Annotated in this window: 27 protein-coding genes; 11 read left to right on the top strand and 16 right to left on the bottom strand. The window is 74.2% G+C overall.

Annotated features, from left to right (window positions below):
- The first annotated feature begins 69 nt into the window (after nt 1-69).
- Nucleotides 70-1,053 carry a 2,3,4,5-tetrahydropyridine-2,6-dicarboxylate N-succinyltransferase gene (gene dapD, locus ACI795_RS00130; RefSeq protein WP_457072927.1) on the top strand — a complete coding sequence of 328 codons (984 nt, stop codon included), beginning with the start codon at nt 70-72 and terminating at the stop codon, nt 1,051-1,053.
- A 94-nt stretch (nt 1,054-1,147) separates the two neighbouring features.
- Nucleotides 1,148-2,065: a hypothetical protein gene (locus tag ACI795_RS00135; RefSeq protein WP_457072928.1), complete on the top strand. Its 918-nt coding sequence runs from the start codon at nt 1,148-1,150 to the stop codon at nt 2,063-2,065.
- 2 nt (nt 2,066-2,067) lie between these two features.
- On the opposite strand, the gene ACI795_RS00140 is transcribed toward ACI795_RS00135, so the two are convergent.
- Nucleotides 2,068-2,526 carry an anthrone oxygenase family protein gene (locus ACI795_RS00140; protein WP_457072930.1) on the bottom strand — a complete coding sequence of 153 codons (459 nt, stop codon included), beginning with the start codon at nt 2,524-2,526 and terminating at the stop codon, nt 2,068-2,070.
- 4 nt (nt 2,527-2,530) lie between these two features.
- Nucleotides 2,531-3,304: an NAD(P)H-binding protein gene (locus ACI795_RS00145; protein WP_457072931.1), complete on the bottom strand. Its 774-nt coding sequence runs from the start codon at nt 3,302-3,304 to the stop codon at nt 2,531-2,533.
- Nucleotides 3,305-3,448: 144 nt separating this feature from the next.
- Here ACI795_RS00145 and ACI795_RS00150 point away from each other — a divergent pair, with 144 nt between their 5' ends.
- Nucleotides 3,449-4,381, top strand: a complete 933-nt coding sequence (locus ACI795_RS00150; protein ID WP_457072933.1) for an AraC family transcriptional regulator — start codon at nt 3,449-3,451, stop codon at nt 4,379-4,381.
- Between the two features lie 10 nt (nt 4,382-4,391).
- Here the strand turns inward: ACI795_RS00150 and dapC are convergent, their stop codons facing one another.
- Both dapC and fdxA read right to left on the bottom strand, forming a co-directional pair.
- Nucleotides 4,392-5,507 (bottom strand): succinyldiaminopimelate transaminase, encoded by a 1,116-nt coding sequence (gene dapC, locus ACI795_RS00155; protein ID WP_457073762.1) that lies wholly within the window; start codon nt 5,505-5,507, stop codon nt 4,392-4,394.
- Nucleotides 5,504-5,830, bottom strand: coding sequence for a ferredoxin (gene fdxA, locus ACI795_RS00160; RefSeq protein ID WP_075012384.1), 327 nt, complete (start codon nt 5,828-5,830; stop codon nt 5,504-5,506). The genes dapC and fdxA overlap by 4 nt, the downstream gene beginning before the upstream one ends.
- A 172-nt stretch (nt 5,831-6,002) precedes the next feature.
- Between fdxA and ACI795_RS00165 the strand changes: the two genes are divergently transcribed.
- Complete coding sequence (locus tag ACI795_RS00165; RefSeq protein WP_457072935.1) at nt 6,003-6,755, top strand: GNAT family N-acetyltransferase; 753 nt, start codon at nt 6,003-6,005, stop codon at nt 6,753-6,755.
- Here the strand turns inward: ACI795_RS00165 and ACI795_RS00170 are convergent.
- The 7 genes from ACI795_RS00170 to ACI795_RS00200 form a co-directional block, all read right to left on the bottom strand.
- Complete coding sequence (locus tag ACI795_RS00170; protein ID WP_457072936.1) at nt 6,712-7,137, bottom strand: hypothetical protein; 426 nt, start codon at nt 7,135-7,137, stop codon at nt 6,712-6,714. The two genes, ACI795_RS00165 and ACI795_RS00170, sit on opposite strands and share 44 nt — an antisense overlap.
- The gene (gene mshB, locus ACI795_RS00175; protein WP_457072937.1) at nt 7,134-8,030 is read right to left on the bottom strand and encodes an N-acetyl-1-D-myo-inositol-2-amino-2-deoxy-alpha-D-glucopyranoside deacetylase; all 897 of its coding nucleotides are present in this window, start codon (nt 8,028-8,030) and stop codon (nt 7,134-7,136) included. The genes ACI795_RS00170 and mshB overlap by 4 nt, the downstream gene beginning before the upstream one ends.
- Before the next feature lie 190 nt (nt 8,031-8,220).
- The gene (locus ACI795_RS00180) at nt 8,221-9,282 is read right to left on the bottom strand and encodes an ABC transporter ATP-binding protein (RefSeq protein WP_457072938.1); all 1,062 of its coding nucleotides are present in this window, start codon (nt 9,280-9,282) and stop codon (nt 8,221-8,223) included.
- Nucleotides 9,279-10,571: an ABC transporter ATP-binding protein gene (locus ACI795_RS00185; RefSeq protein WP_457072939.1), complete on the bottom strand. Its 1,293-nt coding sequence runs from the start codon at nt 10,569-10,571 to the stop codon at nt 9,279-9,281. Before ACI795_RS00185 ends, ACI795_RS00180 begins: the two co-directional genes overlap by 4 nt.
- Before the next feature lie 23 nt (nt 10,572-10,594).
- A complete protein-coding gene (locus tag ACI795_RS00190) occupies nt 10,595-11,557 on the bottom strand; it encodes an ABC transporter permease (protein ID WP_457072941.1) in 963 nt (320 codons plus the stop codon).
- Nucleotides 11,558-11,589: 32 nt separating this feature from the next.
- A complete protein-coding gene (locus tag ACI795_RS00195; RefSeq protein ID WP_457072942.1) occupies nt 11,590-12,579 on the bottom strand; it encodes an ABC transporter permease in 990 nt (329 codons plus the stop codon).
- Nucleotides 12,580-12,850: 271 nt separating this feature from the next.
- Nucleotides 12,851-14,575 carry an ABC transporter family substrate-binding protein gene (locus tag ACI795_RS00200; protein WP_457072943.1) on the bottom strand — a complete coding sequence of 575 codons (1,725 nt, stop codon included), beginning with the start codon at nt 14,573-14,575 and terminating at the stop codon, nt 12,851-12,853.
- Between the two features lie 410 nt (nt 14,576-14,985).
- On the opposite strand from ACI795_RS00200, the gene ACI795_RS00205 reads away from it, so the two are divergent.
- Nucleotides 14,986-15,156 carry a CsbD family protein gene (locus tag ACI795_RS00205; protein ID WP_457072944.1) on the top strand — a complete coding sequence of 57 codons (171 nt, stop codon included), beginning with the start codon at nt 14,986-14,988 and terminating at the stop codon, nt 15,154-15,156.
- A 119-nt stretch (nt 15,157-15,275) separates the two neighbouring features.
- On the opposite strand, the gene ACI795_RS00210 is transcribed toward ACI795_RS00205, so the two are convergent.
- On the bottom strand, nt 15,276-16,040 hold the full coding sequence (locus ACI795_RS00210; RefSeq protein WP_457072946.1) for an NUDIX domain-containing protein: 765 nt from the start codon (nt 16,038-16,040) through the stop codon (nt 15,276-15,278).
- Between the two features lie 27 nt (nt 16,041-16,067).
- On the opposite strand from ACI795_RS00210, the gene ACI795_RS00215 reads away from it, so the two are divergent.
- From ACI795_RS00215 to ACI795_RS00230, 4 genes are all read left to right on the top strand, one after another.
- Nucleotides 16,068-16,550: an RrF2 family transcriptional regulator gene (locus ACI795_RS00215; protein ID WP_457072948.1), complete on the top strand. Its 483-nt coding sequence runs from the start codon at nt 16,068-16,070 to the stop codon at nt 16,548-16,550.
- A 213-nt stretch (nt 16,551-16,763) separates the two neighbouring features.
- Nucleotides 16,764-18,443 carry a nitrite/sulfite reductase gene (locus ACI795_RS00220; protein WP_457072949.1) on the top strand — a complete coding sequence of 560 codons (1,680 nt, stop codon included), beginning with the start codon at nt 16,764-16,766 and terminating at the stop codon, nt 18,441-18,443.
- 171 nt (nt 18,444-18,614) lie between these two features.
- Entirely contained in the window at nt 18,615-19,328 is a 714-nt protein-coding gene (locus tag ACI795_RS00225; RefSeq protein ID WP_457072950.1) for a phosphoadenylyl-sulfate reductase, read from the top strand.
- 16 nt (nt 19,329-19,344) lie between these two features.
- Nucleotides 19,345-19,716 carry a 4a-hydroxytetrahydrobiopterin dehydratase gene (locus tag ACI795_RS00230; protein WP_457072951.1) on the top strand — a complete coding sequence of 124 codons (372 nt, stop codon included), beginning with the start codon at nt 19,345-19,347 and terminating at the stop codon, nt 19,714-19,716.
- On the opposite strand, the gene ACI795_RS00235 is transcribed toward ACI795_RS00230, so the two are convergent.
- The 4 genes from ACI795_RS00235 to ACI795_RS00250 all read right to left on the bottom strand — a co-directional run bounded on the left by ACI795_RS00235 (nt 19,695) and on the right by ACI795_RS00250 (nt 21,988).
- Nucleotides 19,695-20,078, bottom strand: coding sequence for a VOC family protein (locus tag ACI795_RS00235; RefSeq protein WP_457072952.1), 384 nt, complete (start codon nt 20,076-20,078; stop codon nt 19,695-19,697). The two genes, ACI795_RS00230 and ACI795_RS00235, sit on opposite strands and share 22 nt — an antisense overlap.
- Before the next feature lie 50 nt (nt 20,079-20,128).
- Complete coding sequence (locus ACI795_RS00240) at nt 20,129-20,653, bottom strand: RDD family protein (RefSeq protein ID WP_457072953.1); 525 nt, start codon at nt 20,651-20,653, stop codon at nt 20,129-20,131.
- 91 nt (nt 20,654-20,744) lie between these two features.
- On the bottom strand, nt 20,745-21,134 hold the full coding sequence (locus ACI795_RS00245) for a DUF3037 domain-containing protein (RefSeq protein ID WP_457072955.1): 390 nt from the start codon (nt 21,132-21,134) through the stop codon (nt 20,745-20,747).
- Nucleotides 21,131-21,988 carry a HipA family kinase gene (locus ACI795_RS00250; protein ID WP_457072957.1) on the bottom strand — a complete coding sequence of 286 codons (858 nt, stop codon included), beginning with the start codon at nt 21,986-21,988 and terminating at the stop codon, nt 21,131-21,133. Before ACI795_RS00250 ends, ACI795_RS00245 begins: the two co-directional genes overlap by 4 nt.
- Nucleotides 21,989-22,145: 157 nt before the next feature.
- Here ACI795_RS00250 and ACI795_RS00255 point away from each other — a divergent pair, with 157 nt between their 5' ends.
- Together ACI795_RS00255 and ACI795_RS00260 are read left to right on the top strand one after the other, a co-directional pair.
- Nucleotides 22,146-23,720: a putative bifunctional diguanylate cyclase/phosphodiesterase gene (locus tag ACI795_RS00255; protein ID WP_457072958.1), complete on the top strand. Its 1,575-nt coding sequence runs from the start codon at nt 22,146-22,148 to the stop codon at nt 23,718-23,720.
- 22 nt (nt 23,721-23,742) lie between these two features.
- Nucleotides 23,743-24,288: a DUF1990 family protein gene (locus tag ACI795_RS00260; RefSeq protein ID WP_457072959.1), complete on the top strand. Its 546-nt coding sequence runs from the start codon at nt 23,743-23,745 to the stop codon at nt 24,286-24,288.
- The last annotated feature ends 1 nt before the right edge of the window (nt 24,289 follow it).

The following is a 24,289-nucleotide window of genomic DNA, read 5'->3' on the forward strand; positions in this document are numbered from 1 at the left end:
CAACAAGCCGGGACCGCCGGCTCGGATCGGCTGCGGCGTCGATCACGGGGATGGGTAGCGTGGTCGCCCGTGACGACCCCTGCAGAGACCACCGGCGCGAACGGCGTCGGCATCGCCACCGTCAGCGCCGACGGCACCGTCCTCGACGTCTGGTTCCCGGCCCCCTCGCTGAGCTCCGCCGACCAGGGCGGCAGCGGCACCCAGCAGCTGGGCGTGCTGGAGCTCGAGGGGCTGCTCGGGCCGGACTTCTCCGGGCTGGTCCGCTCCGACGAGGTCCGCGGGGTCACCTCGATCGCCGTCGCCACCACCATCGCCGACCTCGCCGAGCCCCCGGCCGACGCCTACGACGCGTGGCTGCGGCTGCACCTGCTGTCGCACCGGCTCGTGCGGCCGCACGGGGCGAATCTGGACGGCGTGTTCGGTCTGCTGGCCAACGTGGCGTGGACCAGCGCAGGGCCGGTGCTCGCCACCGAGCTGGACGCCGTCCGGGCCCGGATGCGCTCCGCCCACGGCCAGCTGACCGTCTTCGGGGTCGACAAGTTCCCCCGGATGGTCGACTACGTCGTCCCCTCGGGCGTGCGGATCGCCGACGCCGACCGGGTGCGGCTGGGCGCACACCTGGCCGAGGGCACCACGGTGATGCACGAGGGGTTCGTCAACTTCAACGCCGGCACCCTCGGGCCCTCGATGGTGGAGGGCCGGATCAGCGCCGGCGTCGTGGTGGGCCGCGACTCCGACGTCGGCGGCGGCGCCTCGATCATGGGCACGCTGTCCGGCGGCGGGAAGCAGGTCATCTCCATCGGCGAGGGCTGCCTGCTGGGCGCCAACGCCGGCATCGGCATCTCCCTCGGGGACCGCTGCGTGGTCGAGGCCGGCTGCTACGTCACCACCGGCGCGAAGATCACCCTGCCCGACGGCTCGACGGTGAAGGCCGCGGAGCTCTCCGGCCGCGACGGCCTGCTGTTCCGGCGCAACTCGGTCACCGGGGCGCTGGAGGCCACGCCGCGGGACGGCGACTGGGGCTCGCTCAACGCCGCCCTGCACGCGAACTGAGGCCGTCCCGGCCCGTCGGCCCGGCTGCAGGGGCCCGCGCCGAGCGGAGCGAGGTGCGGGGGGCAGCCGGGTCCTCTCTCTAGCATCGACGGCGATGGCGAGCTCCCCGGCCGCGACGCGGCGCCCCCCGGCCCGGTCGGGGCGGCCCCCGGCCCGGCCGCCGGTGCGCGGCACCCGCCGGGCTCCGTCGCGGAAGCGCCGCCGGCGGCGGCCGGCCGGACCGGTGGTGCTGGTCCTGGCGTTGCTGCTCCTCGGTGGGCTGGCGGTCTGGCGGGGTGGGGACGAGGCTGCGTCCGTGGCCAGCGGCACCTGCACGGTGACCGGGTCCGACGTCACCGTGACCACCGAGCAGGCGGCCCACGCCGCCACGATCGCCGCCGTCGCCCGGTCCCGCGGGCTGCCGGCGCGGGCCACGGTGATCGCCCTGGCCACCGCGCAGCAGGAGTCCCGGCTGCGCAACCTGGACCACGGCGACCGGGACTCCCTGGGTCTGTTCCAGCAGCGCCCGTCCCAGGGCTGGGGCAGCCCGGAGCAGGTGCAGGACCCGGTGTACGCCGCCGGCAAGTTCTTCGACGGCCTGGTCGAGGTGCCCGGCTGGGAGACCGGCCGGCTCACCGAGGTGGCCCAGGCGGTCCAGCGCAGCGGCTTCCCGGAGGCCTACCAGCAGTGGGAGCCGCTGGGGCAGGCACTGGGCGGTGCGCTGCTGGCCGACGGCCCGGGAGCGCTGGCGTGCAGCTACGCCCCCACCGCCACCGGCACCCCGGCGGACCAGCGCATCGCCACGGTGGCCGAGACCGTGCGGCGGGAGGCCGGCCCCGCCGAGCTGGGCGTCGGCGGGGCCCTGACCGTGCCCGGGGAGGGCTGGCCGGCGGCCCACTGGGCGGTGGCGTCGGCCGAGCGGCTGCAGCTGGCCCGGGTGTCGCTGGACGGCTGGCGGTGGACGCTGGACGACGGGTGGACGGAGGCACCGGGCACCGGCGGGCGGCCGCTGCGCCTGGAGCTGACCAGCTGACGTCAGCCGGCGGCACCGACGGCGAGCAGCGCCGCGGCGGCCGTCGCGGCCAGCGCCCGGACGGTGTTCCAGCCGGTCCACCGGCGCACCCAGCCCGGCCAGCGCTCCCCCGCCGCGGCCGACCCGGCGTCCAGCCGGGCCAGCGCCTCGTTGAGCGGGACGTTCCCGGCCACCGTCACCCCGGCGACGCCGACCAGGTAGGCCGCCGCGCCGGCGAGCACCGCCGGCCTCCCGTCGCCGGCCAGCTCCCGCACCCCGATGACCAGGCAGAGCGCGGCGGTGCCGAACAGCAGCGTGAGGAAGGCCGGGCGCAGCGCCGTGCGGTTCACCGACTGCATCGCCGCCACGCCCTGGGCCGGCGGCAGCGCCGCCAGCGCCGGCAGCACCATGAGGCTGAAGACCGCGAAGGCGCCGCCGACCAGGCCGGCGCCGAGCGCGGTCACCCCGGGCAGCGGCTCCACCGGGTCAGGCCGGCACGGACGCCGCGCGGTGGACGTGCGCGGCGACGTCGGCCGGCTCCCGCCCCAGCACCCTGCGCACGCCGTCGGTGGCGGCGGAGTTGCGGCCGTCGAGCACCTCGGTGAACAGGTGGCGCATCAGCTCCCGGACGTCATCGGGCACCCCCGCGGCCGCCAGCCCGGCAAGGTGCTCCTCGACCGGCTCGGTCCGGAACCGCGCCGGCCGGCCGGTGGCCGCCGCGACGGCGGCCACCGCCTCGGCGAAGGTGAGCGACCGCGGCCCGGTCAGCTCGTGCACCCGGCCGGCGTGCCCGTCGCCCAGCAGCGCGGCGACCGCCACGTCGGCGATGTCGTCGGCGTCGATGAACGGCTCCCGCACCCCGGCCACCGGCAGCGCGAGCTCACCGGCGGCCATCGCCGGGGCGAACGCCCCCTCGGTGAAATTCTGCGCGAACCAGCTGCACCGGAGCACGGTCCAGTCCACCCCGCCGGCGTCCGCGGCCGCGGCGACCGCCTGCTCGGCGGCCTGCGCCCCCGGCTCGCCCCGGCCGGACAGCAGCACCACCCGGCGGGCGCCGGCTGCGGCGGCCCGGCCGGTGAACGCGGCGAGGGTCTCCCCCGAGCCGGGCACCGCCAGGTCGGGGGCGTACGCCAGGTAGACCGCCTGCACGCCGACCACGGCGTCGTCCCAGCCGCTGGGCTCGGACCAGTCCAGCCGGCGCGCACCGCCCCGGCTCGCCGGCACCGCCTGGTGGCCGGCCGCCCGCAGGCGCGCAGTCACGCGGCTGCCGGTGGTCCCGGTACCGCCCGTCACGAGGATCGTCGTCATGCCCTGGGTCGTCATGTCCTGAGTACAGCCGCGGCCGGGAGGACGGTCCATCGCCAGGACTCCCCCGCGCATGCGCCGGCGTCTACGGTCCCGGGCATGGACGCCGTCTCCGCGCTGCTGACCGCGCCGCGCGCGCAGGACGCCTTCCTGCTGCGCTCCGTGCTGCGAGCACCCTGGTCGCTGCGGGTCGCCGACGAGGCGCCGCTGACCGCGCTGGCGGTGCTGGCCGGGTCGGCCTGGGTGCTCGACGACGACGGCCGGTCCACCCGGGTGGACGCCGGGGACGTGGCCCTGCTGCGCGGTCCGCGGCCGTACACGATCGCCGACGACCCCGGCACCTCCCCGCAGGTCGTCGTCGGCCCCGGGCAGGAGTGCGCGGCGGTGCCCGGCAGCGGCACGGGGATGGCCGTGCTCGGGGTGCGCACCTGGGGCAACGACACCGCCGGTGAGACGGTGCTGCTCACCGGCACCTACCCCGATCCCGGCGAGGTCGGCCGGCGCCTGGTGCGGGCGCTGCCCGAGCTCGCCGTCGTCCCCGGGAACGCGGGCACCGGTGCCCTGGTCGGGCTGCTGGCCGACGAGCTGGCCCGGGAGGCACCCGGGCAGACCGCGGTGCTGGACCGGCTGCTCGACGTCACGCTGGTCTCCGCGCTGCGCTCCTGGTTCGACCGGCCCGGAGCCCGTGCGCCCGGCTGGTACTCGGCGCACGCCGATCCGGTGGTCGGCCCGGCGCTCACGCTGCTGCACGACGAGCCGGCCCGGCCGTGGACGGTCGACTCGCTGGCCACGGCGGTCGGCGTGGCCCGGGCGACCCTCGCCCGCCGGTTCAGCACGCTGGTCGGCGAGCCGCCGATGACCTACCTGACCGGCTGGCGGATCGCGCTCGCCACCGACCTGCTGCGCGACCCCGACCTCACCCTGGCCGCGATCGCCCGCCGCGTCGGCTACGCGACGCCGTTCGCGCTGAGCACCGCAGTGAAGCGCTCCACGGGGCGCAGCCCCGCCCAGCACCGCAGCGCGGCCGGCTGACCGGGCGGGTTCAGCCGGCCAGGCGGGCGACGGCTGCGTCGATGCGCTCGTCGGTGGCGGTGAGCGCCATCCGGACGTGACGGGCGCCCGCCGGGCCGTAGAAGGAGCCCGGGGCGGCCACGATGCCCAGGCCGGCGAGCCAGTCGATCGTCGTCCAGCAGTCCTCGTCGCGGGTGACCCACAGGTACAGCCCGGCCTCGGAGTGGTCGACCCGCGCACCGCTGGCCCGGACGGCGGCCACCAGCCGCTCCCGGCGCGAGCGGTACCGCTCCCGCTGGGCCTCGACGTGCGCGTCGTCGGCGAGCGCGGCGGCCATCGCCGCCTGCACCGGCGCGGGCACCAGCAGGCCCAGGTGACGGCGGACCTCCCACACCCGGCGGACCAGCGCCGGGTCACCGGAGAGCAGCCCGCCCCGGTAGCCCGCGGCGGTCGACTGCTTGGACAGGGAGTGCACCGCGAGCAGCCCGGTGTGGTCGCCGCCGGCGACGTCCGGGTGCAGCACCGACCGGGGCGCGACGTCCCAGCCCAGCTCGATGTAGCACTCGTCGGCCACCACCGGCACGCCGTGCTCACGTCCCCAGGCGACCCAGGCACGCAGCTCGTCGTCGCCGAGCACCCGGCCGTGCGGGTTGCCCGGCGAGTTCAGCCAGACCAGCACCGTGTCGCCGGCCTCGGCCGGCGGGGCGTCGGTGCGGACGACGTCCAGCCCGGCGACCACGCCGCCCACCTCGTAGGTCGGGTAGGCGACCTCGGGGACCAGCACCGTGCCGGAGTGCAGCCCGAGCATGGTGGGCAGCAGCGCGACCAGCTCCTTGGAGCCGATCGTCGGGATCACCGACGGGTCGGCGCCCAGCGGGTCGGCCAGCTGCACGCCGTGCCGGCGGGCGAGCCAGCCGGCCGCGGCACGGCGCAGGTCCGCCGTGCCCAGCGCGGTCGGGTAGCCGGGTGCGTTGCCCGCCGCGGCCAGCGCCTGGGTGAGGACGGCGGGGGTGTCGTCGACCGGCGTCCCGATGGACAGGTCGACGACGCCCCCGGCGTGCTCAGCCGCGCGGGTGCGGGCCGCGGCCAGCGAGTCCCACGGGAAGTCCGGCAGCTGCGGCCGGCCGGCGGGCCCGGTGGTGCTCAGTGACCCTCGCCCTGCGGCGGCAGGGCGGCGACCAGCGGGTGGTCCTTGGCGATCTTGCCGGTCTTGGCGGCGCCGCCGGGGCTGCCCAGGTCGGAGAAGAACTCCACGTTGGCGTTGTAGAAGTCCTTCCACTTGTCCGGGACGTCGTCCTCGTAGTAGATGGCCTCCACGGGGCAGACCGGCTCGCAGGCACCGCAGTCGACGCACTCGTCGGGGTGGATGTAGAGCATCCGCTCGCCCTCGTAGATGCAGTCCACCGGACACTCGTCGATGCACGCCTTGTCGAGGACGTCGACACAGGCCTGGGTGATGACGTAGGTCACGGGTCTCCTCCGGGACGTGCAGGGGCGGCGACCCCGGACTGACCAGGGGCGCAGCGGTACGCCCTCAAGTATCACCCGGCACCCCCGCGGTCAGCGCGACGGGTGGTCGGTCGGCCCCCCGGCGGGTGACCCGGCGGCGCGCACGGGAGGGGCACCGCGCAGGATCGGGAGCATGGGACAGAGACGGTCACCGCTCGGCGTGGTCGACCTGGAGCGGGTCGCCGCCCGGGGCTGGCGGGCCACGGAGGAGCAGCCGCTGGGCGACTGGCTGCTGCGGGCCGGCGGCGGGTTCACCGGCCGCGCCAACTCCGTGCTCGTCGCCGGTGACCCGGGGATGCCACTGCCGGAGGCGGTCGACGCCGTCCGCGGCTGGTACGCCGAGCGGGGCCTCCCGCCGGTCGCGCAGCTGCCCGGGGTGCAGTCGCGGGCCGCCGACGCGGCGTTCGCCGCGGCCGGCTGGGCCCGGGACGAGGACGTGCACGTGCTGACCGCCCCGCTGAGCGCGCCGCCGGCGCCCGACGTGCCGGTCGACCTCTCCCCCACCCCGGACGACGCGTGGCTCGCCGGCTACCGGCACCGCGGGCGGGCTCTGCCGCCGACGGCGCGGGAGGTGCTGGTCAACGCCGAGCAGGTGGCGTTCGCCTCGGTGCGGCTGGCCCCCGCGCCCGCCCCTCTGGCGGCGGTGGGCCGCGGGGTGCTCACCGACGGGTGGCTCGGCGTCAGCGCGGTGACCGTGGCCGAGGAGCACCGGCGACAGGGCCTGGCCACCGCGGTGATGGGCGCGCTGGAGCGCTGGGCCGCCGGGCACGGCGCCCACTCGGTGTACCTGCAGGTGACGACGAGCAACGCCCCGGCGCGGGCGCTCTACCGCCGGGCGGGCTTCATCGAGCACCACCGGTACCACTACCGGCGGCTCGCGGGCTGAGCCCCGGACGACGCGGGCCGCCGAGGGCCTGCCCCACGGCGAAGGCGGCGGAGACGACGCCGAGCAGCAGGAAGGCCAGGTTGACCGTGGTGGTGACCGCATCGCCGCCGGGCAGCAGCAGGTCGCCCTCCGGGCGGGGGCTCGACGCGGCCAGCACGATCACCAACCAGGTCAGCGCCGGCAGCACGCCGACCAGCCGGGAACCGGACAGCTCCCGGGCCGCCCGGCCCAGCAGCACGTTGCCGACCACGGCGGCCACGATCGCGACGGGCACCGGGATGCCGGCCAGGCGCCAGGGCAGCCAGAAGACCTCGACCAGGGCCAGCCAGCCGGAGACGACGACGGCGGCGACCGCCCAGCCCGCCAGTCGCAGCGCGCTCACCCGGGCAGCCCGGCGAACAGGTCGTCCTCCCAGCCCTGGGGGCCGGGCCCCGCCGGGCCGCGGACGCCGCGGACCAGCCGGTAGTGCTCGGTGGCCAGCACCTGCTGGCCCAGGTTGTTCGACAGCGCGAAGAACGGGCCGTCGACGGTCATCTGGGTGCGGTGGGCGCGCATCGCGGCCTCCTTGCGGGCCGCCTGCGCAGGCGCGTCGACCACCGTGGTGACGACGTCGTCGGGCACCGCGAACGGCACCTCGTCGAGGTCGCCCAGCGACGCGAAGGGTGACGCCTCCCCCAGCGCGGCCATCGCCTCGATCCCCTGCTGCACCACCGAGCGGGGCATCGCGTTCCAGTAGACCTTCGCCACCGTCCAGGCCGGGCCGAGGTCGGGTCGGTGGCCGGGGTCGGCGGCGGCGTCCACGGCCGCCATCGCCACCCGGTGGGCCTGGATGTGGTCGGGGTGGCCGTAGCCGCCGTTCTCGTCGTAGGTGACCAGCACCTGCGGGCGGACCTCGCGGACGACGGCGACGGCGGCGTCGACGGCCTCGGCCAGGTCGGCCCGCCAGAAGGCCCGCGGGGCGTCGTTGGCCGGGGTGCCCATCATCCCGGAGTCGCGGTACCGGCCGGCCCCGCCGAGGAACCGCCGGTCGGTGACCCCCAGGGCGTCCATCGCGGCGGCCAGCTCACCGATCCGGTACCCGCCCAGCTGGTCGGCCTGGTCGGCGGCGAGCTGGGCGAGCCCGGGCACCAGCACCTCACCCTCCTCGCCGAGGGTGCAGGTGAGCAGCGTGACCTGGACGCCGGCGTCGACAGCGGCGGCCATCGTGGCGCCGTTGTTGATCGTCTCGTCGTCGGGGTGGGCGTGCACGAGCAGCAGGCGACGATCAGCGGTCACCGGGACATTGTCGCGGGCGCCGACCCCAGGCGGTGACCCCGGTACGGAACACGCGCTGGAAGCGCTGTCGGCCCCCGGCGCGGGGCTCGGAGAGCTCCCGCCGGGGGCCGACGCAACGGCTCAGCGCAGGTGCGGCAGGGCACCTGGCCGCGGTGCGACGCGGGAGCGTCGCAGTGTCACGACCGCGATGTCACAGCACCGACTTGACCTCGGCGTAGTGGCAGGCGTTGAGGTGACCGGTGCCCCGCTCCTCGAGCGGCGGGTCGACGTCGATGCACTGCTGCCGCTGGGAGTCGGTGAGGACGTTGGCGAACTTCCAGCAGCGGGTGCGGAACCGGCAGCCCGAGGGCGGGTTCGCCGGGCTCGGGACGTCGCCGGAGATGATGATCCGCTGTCGCTGCCGCTCGCGGCGGGGGTCGGGCAGCGGGATCGCCGAGAGCAGCGCCTGCGTGTACGGGTGCGCCGGCCGGGTGAACAGGTCCTCCTGGTCGGCGACCTCGATGATCCGCCCCAGGTACATCACCGCGACCCGGTCGGAGATGTGCCGCACCACCGACAGGTCGTGGGCGATGAACAGGTAGCTCAGGCCCAGCTCGTTCTTCAGGTCCTCGAGCAGGTTGATCACACCGGCCTGGATCGAGACGTCCAGCGCGGACACCGGCTCGTCGAGCACGAGCACCTTCGGCTGCAGCGCGAGCGCCCGGGCGATGCCGATGCGCTGCCGCTGCCCACCGGAGAACTCCGCGGGGTAGCGGTTGGTGTGCTCGGGGTTGAGCCCGACGGTCTCCACCAGCTCGCGCACCCGGGCGCGCAGCTCGGTGTCGTCCTTGGTCAACCCGTGGATGATCAGCGGCTCGGCGATGATGTCGAAGACCGGCAGCCGCGGGTTCAGCGACGCGTAGGGGTCCTGGAAGACCAGCTGGATGTCCCGCCGCAGCGGCCGCATCTCCTTGCGGCCCAGGCCGACGAGCTCCCGGCCCTGGAACACCACCGACCCGGCCGTGGCCGGCTGGAGGTTCAGGATGGCCCGTCCGGTGGTCGACTTGCCGCAGCCGGACTCACCGACCAGCCCGAGCACCTCACCCGGGTACAGGTCCAGGTCGATCCCGTCGACGGCGCGCACGGCCCCGACGGTGCGCTTGATCAGCCCACCACCCTTGATCGGGAAGTGCTTCTCCAGCCCGCGCACGGAGAGGATCGGTTCGCGGGTGGTCGCGTCCCCGTCGGGACGCTGGGTCGTGGGGGCGCTCATGCCCGTCCTCCGTTGCTGCCACCGCGGTCGCTGACCACGCTGCCGGTGTCACTGCCGGCGCGCGCGGCACCGGGCTCGGTCTGGTCGGCCGGTGGGGTGCCGCGGTCGCCGGCACCTCCCGCGCCGTCGAGGCTGGCGGGGTCCGCGGTCGACGGCCCGCCGGTGAGGACGGCGTCGCCCGACGACTGGTCGAAGACCTCGGCGGCGTGCCCGTGGGCCGCGGCCACCTGCTCGGTGCGGATGCAGGCGGCCTCGTGCCCCGGGGACACCTGCAGCAGGGGCGGCTCCGCCTCGTCGCACGCCGCGACGTGCAGCGGGCAGCGCGGCGCGAACGGGCAGCCCGGCGGCAGGCTCACCAGCGACGGCGGGGCGCCGACGATCGGGGTCAGCCGCTCCCGGGTGCTGGCGTCCAGCCGCGGCAGCGACCCGAGCAGCCCGAGGGTGTAGGGCATCCGCGGCTCGTAGTAGATCTCCTCGACGCTGCCGATCTCGACCGGCCGGCCGGCGTACATGACCAGCACCCGGTCGGCGATCCCGGCGACGACGCCCAGGTCGTGGGTGATCATCACCATCGCCGCACCGGTCTCCTGCAGCGCCGTCTGCAGCACCTCGAGGATCTGGGCCTGCACGGTGACGTCCAGCGCCGTCGTCGGCTCGTCGGCGATGATCACCTCGGGCTGGTTCGCCATCGCGATGGCGATGACCACGCGCTGGCGCATGCCCCCGGAGAACTCGTGCGGGTAGGAGCGCACCCGCTCGGCGGCGTTGGGGATGCCGACGAGCTCCAGCAGGTCGACCGCCCGGGCCTCGGCGGCCTTCGACGACAGCGACTTGTCGTGGATCCGCAGCGTCTCCTCGATCTGCGCCCCGACCTTGTAGACCGGGTCCAGCGAGGTCATCGGGTCCTGGAAGATCATCGAGACGCCCTTGCCGCGGACGCGCGACATGCTGCGGTCGTTCTGCCCGAGGAGCTCCTGGCCGCGGTACTTGACCGAGCCGGTGACCCGGGCCGACGCCGGGAGCAGGCCCATGACCGCCAGCGAGGTGACGGACTTGCCCGAGCCGGACTCGCCGACGATGCCGAGCACCTCACCGGAGCGCAGCGTGTAGTCGACGCCGCGGACGGCGTGCACCAGGCCGTCCTCGGTGGGGAACCGGACGTTGAGGTCGACGACCTCCAGCAGCGGGGCGTTGGGGTCGACGCCGGTGCCGGCGGCGGTGGCGCGGGAGTCGCTGAGGCTGCCCAGCGAGGTCGCGCCGGCGTGGGTGGACCCTGTAGAGGTCGACATGGAGCTCTCCGTCTTCAGGACTGTCAGGCCCGCACGCGGCGGTTGCTCGGGTCGAAGGCGTCGCGGATGCCGTCGCCGATCAGGTTGATCGACAGCACGATCAGCAGCAGCGTGATGCCCGGGAAGTAGAAGAGCCACGGCCGGGTGGAGGCGGCCTGGACCCCGTCGGAGACCAGCCGGCCCAGCGACGTCTGGTTCGCCCCGTTCACACCGAAGCCCAGGTAGGTCAGCGACGCCTCGAGGATGATCGCGGTCGCCGCGGCCAGCGTCGTCCAGACGATGAGCGAGCCCAGCGCGTTGGGGATCAGGTGCTTGAAGATGATCCGCTTGTTCGACGCGCCCATCGCATGGGCGGCCTCGACGTACTCCTTCTCGCGCAGCGAGAGGAACTGGCTGCGCACGATGCGGGCCAGGTCGAGCCAGCCGAACAGGCCGAGGATGATGCCGACGCCCAGCGGCGTCCGGGAGCCGGGGAAGTTGCTGGCGACGACGATCAGCACGACCAGCAGCGGCACGGTGAGGATCAGGTCGACGAAGCGCATGAGCACGCTGTCGACCCACTTGCCGAAGTAGCCGGCCAGCGCCCCGACCAGCAGCCCCAGCGGGAAGGCGATCACGACGTACAGCAGGACGATGAACATCGACCGCTGCACGCCCTGCATCAGCCCGGCCAGCAGGTCGCGGCCGATCTCGTCGCTGCCCAGCGGGTAGCCGGCGACGCCCGGGCTCACCGACTGGGCGTTGCGGTTCAGGGTGCCGTACTCGGTGCCGTAGAGCAGCGGGCCGACGAAGCCGAACACGAGCAGCAGGACGAAGGCGACCAGCCCGGTCATGCCGACCTTGTTGTGCAGGAAGCGCCGGGCGATCTGCTGCCGCTGGCTGCGCGCCTTGACCCCGAACTCGCCGTCGACCCCGCCGCCGGTCGGTTGGCCCGGCTCGGCGGGCAGCGCACTGCTCGCGGTGGTGGTGGCCTGGGTGGTGGCCATGTCTGTCTTCTCTCTCTCGTGCCGCGGCGCGGTCAGCTGAGCCGGATCCGCGGGTCGAGCACCGCGTAGAGGATGTCGGCGATCAGGTTGAACACGACGACGAAGAACGCGCTGACCAGCAGCCAGCCGAGCACCACGTTGAGGTCGTTGTCCCCGATCCCGTCGTCGAGCAGGTAGCGACCCATGCCGTTCCAGACGAAGACCCGCTCGGTGATCACCGCCCCGCCGAGCAGCGTGCCGACGCCGAGGGCCACCACGGTGGTGAGCGGGATCAGCGCGTTCCGCAGGCCGTGCTTGACCACCGTGCGGCGGTAGGTCAGCCCCTTCGCCCGGGCCAGGCGCATGTAGTCGCTGCCCAGCACGTCGAGCATCGCCGAGCGCTGGAACCGGCTCCAGGCGGCGAAGGAGAGCAGCGCGAGGCTGATCGTCGGCAGCACCAGGTGACCGATCCGGTCGGCCCAGATCTCCCCGCTGGTGGCGTACAGCTCCAGCCCCGGGGTCTGCTCCCCGATCGTGTAGAGCACCTGCTGGCCGAACAGGTCGTTGACCCCGCCGGCCACGAACTCCTTCAGCAGCGCGGCGAACCAGAAGGTGGGCAACGCGATGAGCAGGTAGGCCAGGAAGGTGAAGGTGTAGTCGGAGGCCTTGTACTGCCGGACGGCGCCGATGACGCCGACCACGATCGCCAGCAGGACCGCGATGATCATCGCGGCCACCAGCATCCGGCCGGTGACCCCGATCCGGGTGACCAGCTGGCCCGCGACCGGCGTCCCGTTGATCGTCTCGCCGAAGTCGCCGGTGAGCACCCCGGACAGCCAGTCCCAGTACCGGACGAAGAACGGGTCGTTGAGCCCGAGGGACTCGGCGACGTTGTCCAGGTACTCCTGCGTCGGGGGCGGCTGGATCTGCCGGAACCGGGCCAGCGGGTCGAAGCTCGCCGCACAGAGCGCGAAGACGAGGAGCGAGCTGGCCAGCAGGACCAGCACGGATGCGATCAGCCGTCGCACCACGAAGAAGAACATCAGTGCACCTTACGCCGGGAGCGGACGTCCTCCGGCAGGCAGGACGGGCGCTCGGACGGTCTGCGGTCGGGCGGCGGTCGGGCGAGACGCCGTCCGGGGAACGCCTGGCGCTGGCGCCGTCACGAGGACGAAACACCGGCGCCGGGCACACCGCAGCCCCCGGTCAGGTGCACCGGGGGCTGCGGGTCGCGCGAGGGGTTCGTGCAGGGGGCGGCCGGCGGGGCCGGCCGGGGTGGCCGACGCCCCTGGGGTCAGGGACGCCGGCCGGCGATCACTGGGCCAGGGCCCACTGCTCGGAGTTCCAGAGCGGACCGGCCTGGCTCGAGTTGTCCTCGACGTTCTCGATGTTGGCCTGGTGCGCGATGAAGGTCGGCTTCTGGAACAGCGGCAGCGTCGCCATCTGCTCCCACAGCGCCACGTCGACCTGGTTGGCCAGCTCGGCGGCGGCGTCGGGGTCGGGCTCGGAGACCATCTGCGCCAGCAGCTGGTCGATCTCCTCGGTGCCGGTCCGGGAGTAGTTCTGCCCCAGGCCGTTGGCCGGCGAGTAGTAGATCGACTGGTTGGACGCGACGAACGGCGTGGACACCCAGGCGAACAGCGCGGCCTGGAAGCCACCGGCCACGAGGCTGGTGGGCTTGTCGACGTCGGCGAAGATGTCCGGGTTGGCGTTGAAGTTGGCGTCGATGCCCGCCGCCTCCAGCTGCGGGATCATGACCTCGATCGTGGTCTGCCGCAGCGGGTTGTTCGTCGTGGTGTCGATCGTGATCTCCAGCCGCCCGCGCTCCGGGTGGGTGTAGATGCCGTCGGCACCGCGGGTGTACCCGGACTGCTCGAGCAGCTGGGCCGCCTGCTCCGGGTTGGCGCCCTTGTACTCCTCAGGGGCGTTGTCCTGGTACTGCGGCTGGTTGTTCACGTACAGCCGGTTGTTCAGCACCTGGGCGTCGGAGGAGAACTGGCCCACGGTCTGGGCCACGATCTCCTCGCGGTCCAGCGCCATGGCGAACGCCTTGCGGACGTTCGGGTCCGCCAGGTGCACGTCCTGGGTGTTGAAGTCGACGTGCTCGAAGGACAGACCGAAGGTGATCTCGCTGACCACGTTCGGCTCCAGGTCGCGGACCTGGTTGACCAGGTCCAGCTGCGGCTGCGGGTAGATGACCCCCAGCTCCTGGTTCTGCAGGCCCTGGACCGCGGTCGTCGGGTCGTTGCCGATGTTCTGGATGACCAGCTGGTCCAGCTCGGGACCGTCGCCCCACCACTCGGGGTTCGGCGTCAGCACGACGACCTGGTTGCCCACGTCGATGTTGCTGGCCTTGACCTGCCACGGGCCACCGGAGATGTCCTCGGGCAGCCCCTCGGAGATCGGCCAGCCCTCGCTGGTGGTCGCGCAGCGCTCGGCGTCGTCCTCGGCGTCCATGAGGTGGGCCGGGAGGAGCCCGTCACCGAAGACCGACTGCCAGTCCGCGTACGGCTCGGCGTAGGTGACGGTGACGGTCTTGCCGTCGTCGGAGCCCTCGACGGACTCGATGTTGGCGTAGCCGTTGGTCGACAGCACCGTCTCGCAGCCGCCGTCGGCCGGGTCCGCGCTGCGGTTGGCCTCCCAGGTGAACGCGAAGTCGTCGGCGGAGATCGGGGTGCCGTCGCTCCAGACCGCCTCCTCGCGGATCGTGTAGACGTTCACCTGCTGGCCGCTGCTGGTGTCCAGCGTCGGCTCCTCGGTGAGCAGGTTCTCGTCCCACTCCACGTTGAAGTCGGCATCGACGTTGAACGGCGCCGGCAGGACCCGGCCCATGATCGTCTGCACCGAGGTCGCGTTGCCGGCGGAGATGTACCGGTAGAGGTTCTCCGGGAAGTCGGTGGACTCCCCGAACACCACGCGCCCGCCCGAGGCGTCGCCGCCGCCCCCACCGCTGTCACTGCTGCCCCCGCACGCGGACAGCACCATCGAGCCGGTGACCCCGGCAGCGATGAGCATCGCGCTGCGCTTGCTCAACTTCACGTTCGATTTCCTCCTCGACCCGCGACTGGCACGGGAGGCGGTCGGGAACCGGGACCTGCCGAGTGACGGCGAGGTGGCCGGTCGGTGACGAGTTCGTACGCATCTGGCAGACACGCGGTCGTGCAGAGCGGACGGGGAGGACAGTAAGCAGCCCCAGCAGGGGCGTCCACGACCGTCATCAACTTGTGACCTGTGCTCAGGATCCGGGTCGGCGGCCCGAAACATCGGTGCAACACCTGCTCCGCCAGCCACGGGATTTCCGCATGGAGACCCTGCCGGACGAACGATCTTCCGTGTGGGCGGGGACACACCCGAACACGCCGGCAACACGCCCGGTGTGCACCCCGAGCACGCTGGGTATCCGTCGTCCCAGTCGACCCGACGACGGCCGACCCGACAGAGGAGAGCGCATGAGCGCCATGGACAAGATGAAGAACAAGGCTCAGGAGCTCGGCGGTCAGGGCAAGGAGGCCGTCGGCAAGGCGACCGACGATCGCGAACTGCAGGCCGACGGGCAGAACGACCAGGCCGCCGGCAACCTGAAGCAGGCCGGCGAGAAGGTCAAGGACACCTTCAAGTGACCAGCTGAACCAGCAGGTCGAGAGCGCCGCACCCGGTCCGACGGGTGCGGCGCTCTCGTGCGTCCCGGGGCTTTCGGTACCGAGAACCCCGGGCTCTCTGTCCGAAAGCCCGGGGTGGGTCAGAGGCGGGTGAGGAGGGCGCGGACGGCGGGGAGCAGCGGGCGGTCGGCGGGGATCCAGTCGAGCTCCTCGAGCTCGTCCTCGCCCACCCAGCGCAGCTCGCTGTGCTCGTGCGCGACCAGCTCGCCGCCGGTCACCCGGCCCCACCACACCCGCAGGGTGGAGGCCCCGGGCGCACCACCGGCGACGACGCCGTCCAGCGGCACCTCACCCAGGAACGCCTGCGGGGAGATCGCGACGCCGAGCTCCTCGCGGCACTCGCGCACCAGCGCGTCCAGGTCCGGCTCCCCCGGCTCGACCTTGCCCCCGGGGAACTCCCACAGACCGGCCAGCGGCCCGGACCCGCGCCGCGCGACGAGCACCCGCCGACGGTCGTCGACCAGGGCGGCGCCGACCACCTGGGTCACCGCCAGTGCGCGCTCCGCCGCCGCCGCCGCGTAGGCGTCCAGGTGGGCCTGCATGGCGCGGACCACCCGGCGGCGCAGCAGCAGCTGGTCGACCAGCCCGCCCAGGGCGCCGGGCAGCGCGGTCTCCCAGTCGACCTGCTCCTCGACCAGGGTGCCGGCGCCGGTGGCCGAGAAGGACCGGGTGTGCACCAGCCGGCGCAGGCCCCGGCAGGGGCCCGCCTCGTAGACGTCGGACCACGGCCGGTCGGAGACGACCTCCTGCAAGGGCCGCGACCACGGCCGGCCGAGGGACCGCGCCACGTCGAAGGCCACGGTGAGCGGCGCCTCCACCAACGTGGTGAACCTCAGCTGGAACACGCGGCTCAGCCAACCATGCACGGCAGGATGAGCGCCGTGCGCATCTCAGCCCGGGTCGACTACGCGGTGCGGGCGGCCGTCGAGCTGGCCTCCGTGGCGCCGGAGTCGCTGACGTCGGAGCGGATCGCCCAGGCGCAGGGCATCCCGGCCCGGTTCCTGCAGGCGATCCTCGGCGACCTCCAGCACGCCCGGCTGGTCACCAGCCAGCGCGGCCGGGAGGGCGGCTACCGCCTGGCGCTGCCGCCCTCGGAGGTGTCCATCGCCCGGGTCATGCGGGTGGAGCAGGGCTTCCTCGCCGAGGTGCACGGCCAGCGCCCGGAGGACGTCGAGTACCCGGGGCCCGCCGCGTCGCTGGCCCCCGTGTGGGTCGCCGCCCGGGAGGCCTACCGCCGGGTGCTGGAGAACGTGACGCTGGCCGACGTCGTCGCCGGCACCATGCCCCCGCAGGTCGCCGAGCTCATCGAGCTGGAGAGCGCCTGGCGCTCCTTCGGCGTCACCTCGGCCGAGTGAGCGCCGCCGCGGGACCGGTGTGGCACCATCGAGTCGTGACGGACTGCGGCGCCCTGCTCGTGGCGCGCCTGCACGTCGACCTGGCGCGGGTCTCCAGCGCCGCCTGTCGCGCCGCGCGCTGACCCCGGCTCCGCTCCCCCGCAGCCTCCCTGCTGCACCCCACCGGCCGCGTCGCGCACGCTCCCCGTGCCGGCGCAGAGGAGAACGACTGACGTGTCGACCCCCACCCGCAGCAGCAACCGCCCGGTCCGCGGTCAGGGCCAGTGGGCGCTGGGCTACCGCGAACCGCTGAACCCGAACGAGCGGATGAAGAAGGACTCCGACGGGCTGGACGTCCGGCAGCGGATCCTCGACATCTACGCGCACACCGGCTTCGGCGGCATCGACCCCGGCGACCTCCGCGGCCGGATGCGCTGGATGGGGCTGTACACCCAGCGGGCCCAGGGCATCCCCGGCGGCAAGACCGCCGTGCTGGAGCCCGAGGAGCTCGAGGACGAGTACTTCATGATGCGGGTGCGCATCGACGGCGGGCAGCTGAGCACCGAGCAGCTGCGGGTCATCGGCGGCATCAGCACGGAGTTCGGTCGGGACGTCGCCGACGTGACCGACCGGCAGAACGTGCAGCTGCACTGGATCCGGATCGAGGACGTGCCGGAGATCTGGCGGCGACTGGAGTCGATCGGCCTGTCCACCACCGAGGCCTGCGGCGACGTCCCCCGGGTGATGCTCAACTGCCCGCTGGCCGGCGTGCTCGAGGACGAGGTGATCGACGCCTCCGAGGTGCTGGCCGAGACCGTGGCGAAGTACCTGGGCGACCCGCAGTTCAGCAACCTGCCGCGCAAGTGGAAGACCTCGATGTCCGGCTGCGTCGACCACTGCACCGAGCCCGAGATCGACGACGTCTCCTTCGTCGGCGTGGTGAACGAGGCCGGCGAGGCCGGCTACGACCTGTGGGTCGGTGGCGGGCTGTCGACCAACCCGATGTTCGCCAAGCGGATCGGGGTGTTCGTCCGCCCCGACCAGGTGACCGACGTGTGGGCGGCGTGCACCTCGATCTTCCGCGACTACGGCTACCGCCGGTCGCGCAACCACGCCCGGATCAAGTTCCTGATGGCCGACTGGGGCCCGGAGAAGTTCCGCCAGGTGCTGCAGGACGAGTACCTGCACGAGCAGCTGCCCGACGGCCCCGCCCCGGCGCCGGCGAAGCACGACCAGCGCGACCACGTCGGGGTCAGCAAGCAGAAGGACGGCAACAACGCCGTGGGCTTCGCGCTGCGCACCGGCCGGCTCAGCGGCACGCTGCTCACCCGGATCGCCGACCTCGCCGAGGAGTACGGCACCCAGGGCGGGCGCATCCGGACCACGACCCAGCAGAAGCTGGTCATCCTCGACGTCCCGGACGAGCGGGTCGAGGACCTGGTCGACGCGCTGGCCGAGCACGACCTGCTGGTGCGGCCCAGCGCCTTCCGCCGCGGCACCATGGCCTGCACCGGCCTGGAGTTCTGCAAGCTGGCGATCGTCGAGACCAAGCACCACGCCCAGGAGCTGTACGCCGAGCTCGAGCGACGGCTGCCGGACTTCGACGAGCCGATCGGGATCAACGTCAACGGCTGCCCGAACAGCTGCGCCCGCTTCCAGACCGCCGACATCGGTTTCAAGGGCATGATCGTCCGCAACGCGGCCGGCGAGAGCGTCGAGGGCTTCCAGGTGCACCTGGGCGGTCACCTCGGGGTCGAGGCCTCCTTCGGTCGCAAGTTCCGCGGCCACAAGATCACCAAGGAGGAGACCGCGGACTACTGCGAGCGGGTACTCCGCGGCTACCTCGAGCGCCGCGAGCCCGGCGAGCGGTTCGCCGCGTACGTCTCGCGCGCGGAGGAAGAGTGGCTGGTCTGACGTGACGGAGCCGACCGAGCCCACGCGGCCGGGAAGGACCCGCCAGCTCCCGGTGTTCCACTGCCCGTACTGCGGCGACGAGGACCTCGTCCCGGAGGGTGAGGGCTGGCACTGCGCGTCGTGCCTGCGCACCTTCACCGTGCACCTGACCGGAACTGGGGTGAACCGACCGTGACCACGTCCCTCGTCCAGCCGACACCGGAGCTCGCCGCCGAGGCCGACGCCCGTTTCGCGGGCATCGCCGACCCGGTGGAGCAGGCCCTCGCCGTGCTCACCTGGGCCGGAGAGACCTTCGGCGACGGGTTCGCGATCACCTCGAGCATGGCCGACGGGCTGCTGGCGCACCTGGCCAGCCGCGCCGTCCCCGGCGTGAACGTCGTCTTCCTCGACACCGGTTACCACTTCGCCGAGACGATCGGCACGCGTGACTGGATCACCGGGGTGCTGCCGATCACGCTGCACAACGTGCAGCCACTGCAGTCGGTGGCCGAGCAGGACGCCGCCCACGGCGCCAAGCTGTACGAGCGCGATCCGGACCTGTGCTGCTCGCTGCGCAAGGTGCAGCCGCTGGCGCAGGCGCTGGCGGGCTTCGTCGCCTGGGGCTCGGGCGTGCGCCGCGACGAGGCGGTCACCCGCGCGGGCACGAAGGTCGTCGACTGGGACGCCAAGCGGGGCATGGTGAAGGTCAACCCGCTGGCGGCGTGGACGCAGGAGCACGTCGACGCCTACATCGCCGAGCACCAGGTGCCGGTGAACCCGCTGCAGGAGATCGGCTACGCCTCCATCGGCTGCGCCCCGTGCACCCGCCCGGTCGCCCCGGGCGAGGACCCGCGCGCGGGTCGCTGGGCCGGCAAGAACAAGGTGGAGTGCGGCCTGCACCTCTGAGCGCCATGATCGGGGCATGGCCCGCCGCACCCCACTGACGCCCGACCAGCTCACCGCCGCGCTCGCCGAGCTGCCCGAGTGGTCCGGGGACACCTCCGGCATCGAGCGGACGGTGCAGGGGATCGACTTCGCCGACGCAGCCGAGGTGATGGCCGACCTCGCCCTGGCCGCGGACGAACTCGACCACCACCCCGACGTCGACGTCCGCTGGCGCACGCTGCGGGTCTTCCTGACCACGCACTCCGCCGGCGGTGTGACGGACCTGGACGTCGAGTACGCCCGCCGCACCGACGAGGCCCTGGCCCCGTTCACCGACACCGACCCGGAGCTCGCCGCGCAGGTCGACACCCTGCTGGCCCGGGACCGTCAGCCCGGCAGCGGTGCGTAGAGGTCGACCGCGTAGCCGTCGGGGTCGGCGACCGTGGCGTACCGCTGGCCCCACGGCGCGTTCCACGGCGCCGTCAGCACGGTGTGGCCGGCCGCGACCACCCGGGCCACGGCGTCGTCCACCTCCCCCGGACTGCCGCACCGGCACGCGAAGGCCGAGCCGGTGCCCGGCCGGGGCACCTCACCCAGCAGCTCGGTGAGCATGGCGACGGTGTCGATCATCAGCCGGGCGCCGGGACCGGGCTCGGTCTCCACGTGGTCCTCCCCGTCGTCGAACGGCGGGAACCGGAAGCCCAGCAGCTCGTAGAACGCGACGGCCCGGCGCAGGTCGGTGGCGGCGACGCCCACCGCGGTGATCTCCATGCCGGTGGTCTACCAGCGGGATCCGACAGGACCCGGGCTGCCGGCGGGGATCAGACGCGGACCACCCGGGTACCGGCCACGAGGTCGTGCAGGGCGCGGTGCGCCGGGTCGCGCCAGGCGATCGCGATGCTGACCGCCGGGATCACCAGCGACAGCGCGTACGTGGTCGCCACGGTGACCGGCGCGTCCACCCCGGCGATGATCCGCGCCACGCTCACGTGCGCCAGCTGCCAGGGCAGCAGCTTGACCGCGTTGCGGACGGCCACCCGGCCGGCACCGGCCCGTTCGCCGTCCCCGGCGACCACGGCGAGCCCGGTTCGCCGCTTGCCCCAGGTGCCGCGGCGGGGACCGGCCTCGGTGACGGTCAGGTGGGCCCAGACCGGCAGCACGGAGAAGCCGAACGCGACTGCGTCGGCGGCCACCGGCGGGATCGGGCCGGGGTGGGGGAACGCCCGCCGCACCGCCAGGCCCAGCACGGTGAGCACGGCCAGCCAGCCGAGGATGACCAGGTAGTCCCACCCGGAGGCGCGCCACCGGTCACCGCCGGGGGCGGCGGCCGGTGCGGTGGCGACCATCGGGTCACCGTAGGGCAGCCGAGTGCGCAGCTGCGGTCGCCGACCCGCGAGGACACGCCGCCCCGGGCCACCACGACTGCGCAGTCGGGGCTCAGCCCTCGACGGGCAGCACCAGCAACCGGAGCAGGCGGTCGGCCTCCGCGTCGGGGTCGACGGTGAGCCCGGTGTGCACCGGACCCGGCTGGACGACGGTGCTCCGCGGCGCGGTGAGCCAGCGGAACCGCGAGCCCAGCACCTCCCGGCCGGCCGCCCCCGCGGCGGGCTCGGCCGCGCAGACGTCGCCGGCCGCCTGGAGCGCGGCGCCGATGGCGGCCGGGTCGGCGGTCGGGTCGAGCGCGCGCAGCCGGTCGACGTCCAGGTGCAGCCGGGCGCCCAGGTAGTCCAGCTGGCGGCAGTAGACCAACACCCCGGCGTTGAGGCACTCCCCCCGCTCGACGCGAGGGACCACGCGCAGCACGGCGTACTCGAAGGTCTGCCTCACCGCTGCGTCACCCCCTCCGGTGGTGGCGGCCCCAGCCACGACGGCCGGTTCTCCCCCCGGGGCGCCGAGCGCCGCCCGGCACCACCGGTCCGGGCGGCGCCGACCAGGCCGGGCAGCCAGGCGTCGCGGGCGGCCAGCCGGGCCAGCAGCTGGTCGACGTAGCGGGCACGCACGATGGCGGGCCCGTCGTCGGGGGCGGGACCTTCCAGCCACGCGTCGGGCACCAGCGCGAGCACCTCGGCCAGCAGCTCCCGGGTGACCCGTGGGGCCAGCGCGGCGTCGGCGGCCGGCACGTCGGGCTCGCACTCGACCAGCGCGTGCTGGGCGGCGTCGTACGGGCGGGTGACCGCGGCGGCGGCCCCGGCCCAGTTGTGGTGGAAGGTGAGCGAGGCGCCGTGGTCGATCAGGTGCAGCCGGTCGTGCCAGAAGAGCATGTTCGGGTTGCGCCAGGACCGGTCGACGTTGCCGATGAGCGCGTCGAACCACAGCACCCGCCCGGCGAGCTCCGGCGACACCCGGGCCGCGCCGGCCTCGAAGTCCAGCGCCCCGGGCAGGTAGTCCATGCCCAGGTTCACCCCCGCCGAGTTCCGCAGCAGCTCCTGCACCTCGACGTCCGGCTCCCCCACCGCGAGCTCCGGGGCGACGTCGACGGTGACCAGGGCCGGCACCGGCAGCGACAGCCGGCGGGCCAGCTCGCCGCAGACCACCTCGGCGGCGAGCACCTTCACGCCCTGCCCGGCCGCCCGCCACTTGACCACGTAGGTGCCGAGGTCGTCGGCCTCCATCAGGCCGGGCAGCGAGCCACCCTCGCGCAACGGGGTGACGTAGCGGGTGGCGGTGACGGCGGGCAGCACAGTGGGCACAACGTACCGCCCCGGGCCGGCGCATCCCGCTCGCCTGAAGGGGTGACCGATCCCGGGATGCCTCAAGCCGGGACGGGTGGCGACCGACCGTGTACCGATGGGCACCCGATCACGGAACGGTCGGCGCCCCGGCCGACGGGGAGGCAGCGTGGGCGGGACGGGCAGGGACGTCGCCGGGTTGCGCCGCACCGTCCTGGTGGAGTTCGGTGTGGTCGCCCTCCTCACCCTCGCCCTGGGCGTGGCCAGCGTGGTCGGGGACCTGCCCGCCACCCTGGCCCGGTGGTCCCAGGGGCCGGTCCCGGTCGACCACCTGGTGGTGCTGCTGGCCGGCAGCCACCTGTTCATGATCGTCTTCGGGGCCCGGCGCGGTGCCCAGCTCAAGCGCGAGGCCCACCGCCGGGCGTGCGCCGAGTCCGACCTCTCCTACCGGGCCGGCCACGACCTGCTCACCGGACTGCTCAGCCGCGATGCCTTCACCACCGCGGTCGCCGACGCGCTGGCCCGGGAGGTGGCCCCGTCGCCGGCGGTGCTGTTCATCGACCTGGACGGGTTCGGCGACCTCAACGCCACCCTGGGCCACGACACCGCCAACGACCTGCTGCGCGCCGTCGGCGCCCGGCTGACCGCGGAGGCGCCCGCCGGCGCCCGGGTGGCCCGGGTGGGCGGCGACGAGTTCGGGGTGCTGCTCACCGGGCCGGCCGCCACCGACCCCGGCACGTCCGCGGCCGGCCTGTTGACCGCCCTGCAGCAACCGGTCCAGCTGGGCGACCTCGCCCTCGACGTGTCGGCCTGCGCCGGCCTGGCCGCCGGCCCGGCGAGCGATCCGATGGAGCTCCTGCGGCGGGCCGACGTCGCGTTCGCCGCCGCCCGGGCCCGCCGGACGGGGCTGGTCGTCTACTCCCCCGCGATCGACACCTTCGACGCCGAGCGGCTGGTGCTGCACGGCGAGCTGCGCCGGGCCGTCGGCGCCGGCGAGCTGCGTCTGCACTACCAGCCGCAGGTGTGCCTGCGCACCGGCCGGGTGGTCGGGGTGGAGGGCCTGCTGCGGTGGGAGCACCCCCGGCGCGGCCTGCTGCTGCCCGGGTCGTTCATCGACCTGGCAGAGCACACCGGGCTGATCCGCGAGCTGACCGACGCCGTGCTGGCGCAGGCCGTCAGCGACAGCCGGGCCTGGGCCGACGCCGGCCGCCCGCTCCGGATCGCCGTCAACCTGTCCGCGCGCAGCCTCGGCGACCTGGATCTGCCGGGACGCATCGCCACGCTGCTGCGCGAGGCCGGGGTCGCTCCGGAGGCGCTCGAGCTGGAGATCACCGAGACGGCCGTGATGGACGACCCGGAGCGGGCGCTGGAGGTGCTCCACCAGCTGCGGTCGCTCGGCGTCGGCCTGTCGGTGGACGACTTCGGCACCGGGCACGCCTCGCTGGCCTACCTCACACAGCTGCCGGTGCAGACGCTGAAGATCGACCGGTCGTTCGTGATGGGCATGCTGACCGACGCCGGTTCGCGGACGATCGTCAAGGCCCTCGTCGGGCTGGCCCACGACCTGGGGCTCCGGGTGGTCGCCGAGGGAGTGGAGACCGCCGCCACGTGGCGGGCGCTCCACGCGATGCGCTGTGACGAGATCCAGGGGTTCTGGCTCGGCGGGGCGATCCCCGCCGCCGGGCTGCCGGCGTTGATCGTCGAGCTGGAGCACCGGCTGCGGGCGCACAGCACGACATCCTGACGGGGCCGGGCACACTGGCCGCGTGGGAATCCTCCGCCGCACGACGCTCGCCCAGCTGGCCGACGCCCCGTTCACCTACCCCGAGGTGGGCGCCACCCGGGACGCCGAGCTGCCGGCCGGCTACCACCACGTGGACCGCCGCGAGCGGATCGGCTCGGGTCCCACGGAGTTCGACCGCGCCGCCGCTGCGGTGTTCCGCTGGGCCGCCCAGCGCGGCGCCGGCCTGCGGATCCAGGCCAGCGGCCCGGCCAGCACGCCCGGCACCGTCGTGCTGATGACCGCCGGGCTGCGCCGGCTCGGTCTGGACGTCCCCTGCCGCGTCGTGTGGGTGGTCGACGAGCCGGACCGGCGCGGGTTCGGGTACGGCACCCTGCCCGGTCACCCGGAGAGCGGCGAGGAGAGCTTCGTCGTCACCCGGGCGCCCGACGGCGAGGTGCACTACGAGCTGCGCGCCTTCTCCCGGCTCGCCTCCCCGCTGGCCCGCCTGGGGGCGCCGGTCAGCAACCGGGTGCAGTCGCTGGCGCTGGACCGCTACGTGACGGCGATGCGCCGGGCGGCACGCGGCTGAC

It is taken from the genome of Modestobacter sp. SYSU DS0290, from assembly GCF_054050955.1.

Coding starts and splice junctions, on each gene's coding strand:
- ACI795_RS00135 (WP_457072928.1), top strand. CDS start 1,148: ATGGCGAGCTCCCCGGCCGCGACGCGGCGCCCCCCGGCCCGGTCGGGG.
- ACI795_RS00150 (WP_457072933.1), top strand. CDS start 3,449: ATGGACGCCGTCTCCGCGCTGCTGACCGCGCCGCGCGCGCAGGACGCC.
- ACI795_RS00165 (WP_457072935.1), top strand. CDS start 6,003: ATGGGACAGAGACGGTCACCGCTCGGCGTGGTCGACCTGGAGCGGGTC.
- ACI795_RS00180 (WP_457072938.1), bottom strand. CDS start 9,282: ATGAGCGCCCCCACGACCCAGCGTCCCGACGGGGACGCGACCACCCGC.
- ACI795_RS00185 (WP_457072939.1), bottom strand. CDS start 10,571: ATGTCGACCTCTACAGGGTCCACCCACGCCGGCGCGACCTCGCTGGGC.
- ACI795_RS00190 (WP_457072941.1), bottom strand. CDS start 11,557: ATGGCCACCACCCAGGCCACCACCACCGCGAGCAGTGCGCTGCCCGCC.
- ACI795_RS00195 (WP_457072942.1), bottom strand. CDS start 12,579: ATGTTCTTCTTCGTGGTGCGACGGCTGATCGCATCCGTGCTGGTCCTG.
- ACI795_RS00205 (WP_457072944.1), top strand. CDS start 14,986: ATGAGCGCCATGGACAAGATGAAGAACAAGGCTCAGGAGCTCGGCGGT.
- ACI795_RS00215 (WP_457072948.1), top strand. CDS start 16,068: ATGAGCGCCGTGCGCATCTCAGCCCGGGTCGACTACGCGGTGCGGGCG.
- ACI795_RS00230 (WP_457072951.1), top strand. CDS start 19,345: ATGGCCCGCCGCACCCCACTGACGCCCGACCAGCTCACCGCCGCGCTC.
- ACI795_RS00235 (WP_457072952.1), bottom strand. CDS start 20,078: ATGGAGATCACCGCGGTGGGCGTCGCCGCCACCGACCTGCGCCGGGCC.
- ACI795_RS00240 (WP_457072953.1), bottom strand. CDS start 20,653: ATGGTCGCCACCGCACCGGCCGCCGCCCCCGGCGGTGACCGGTGGCGC.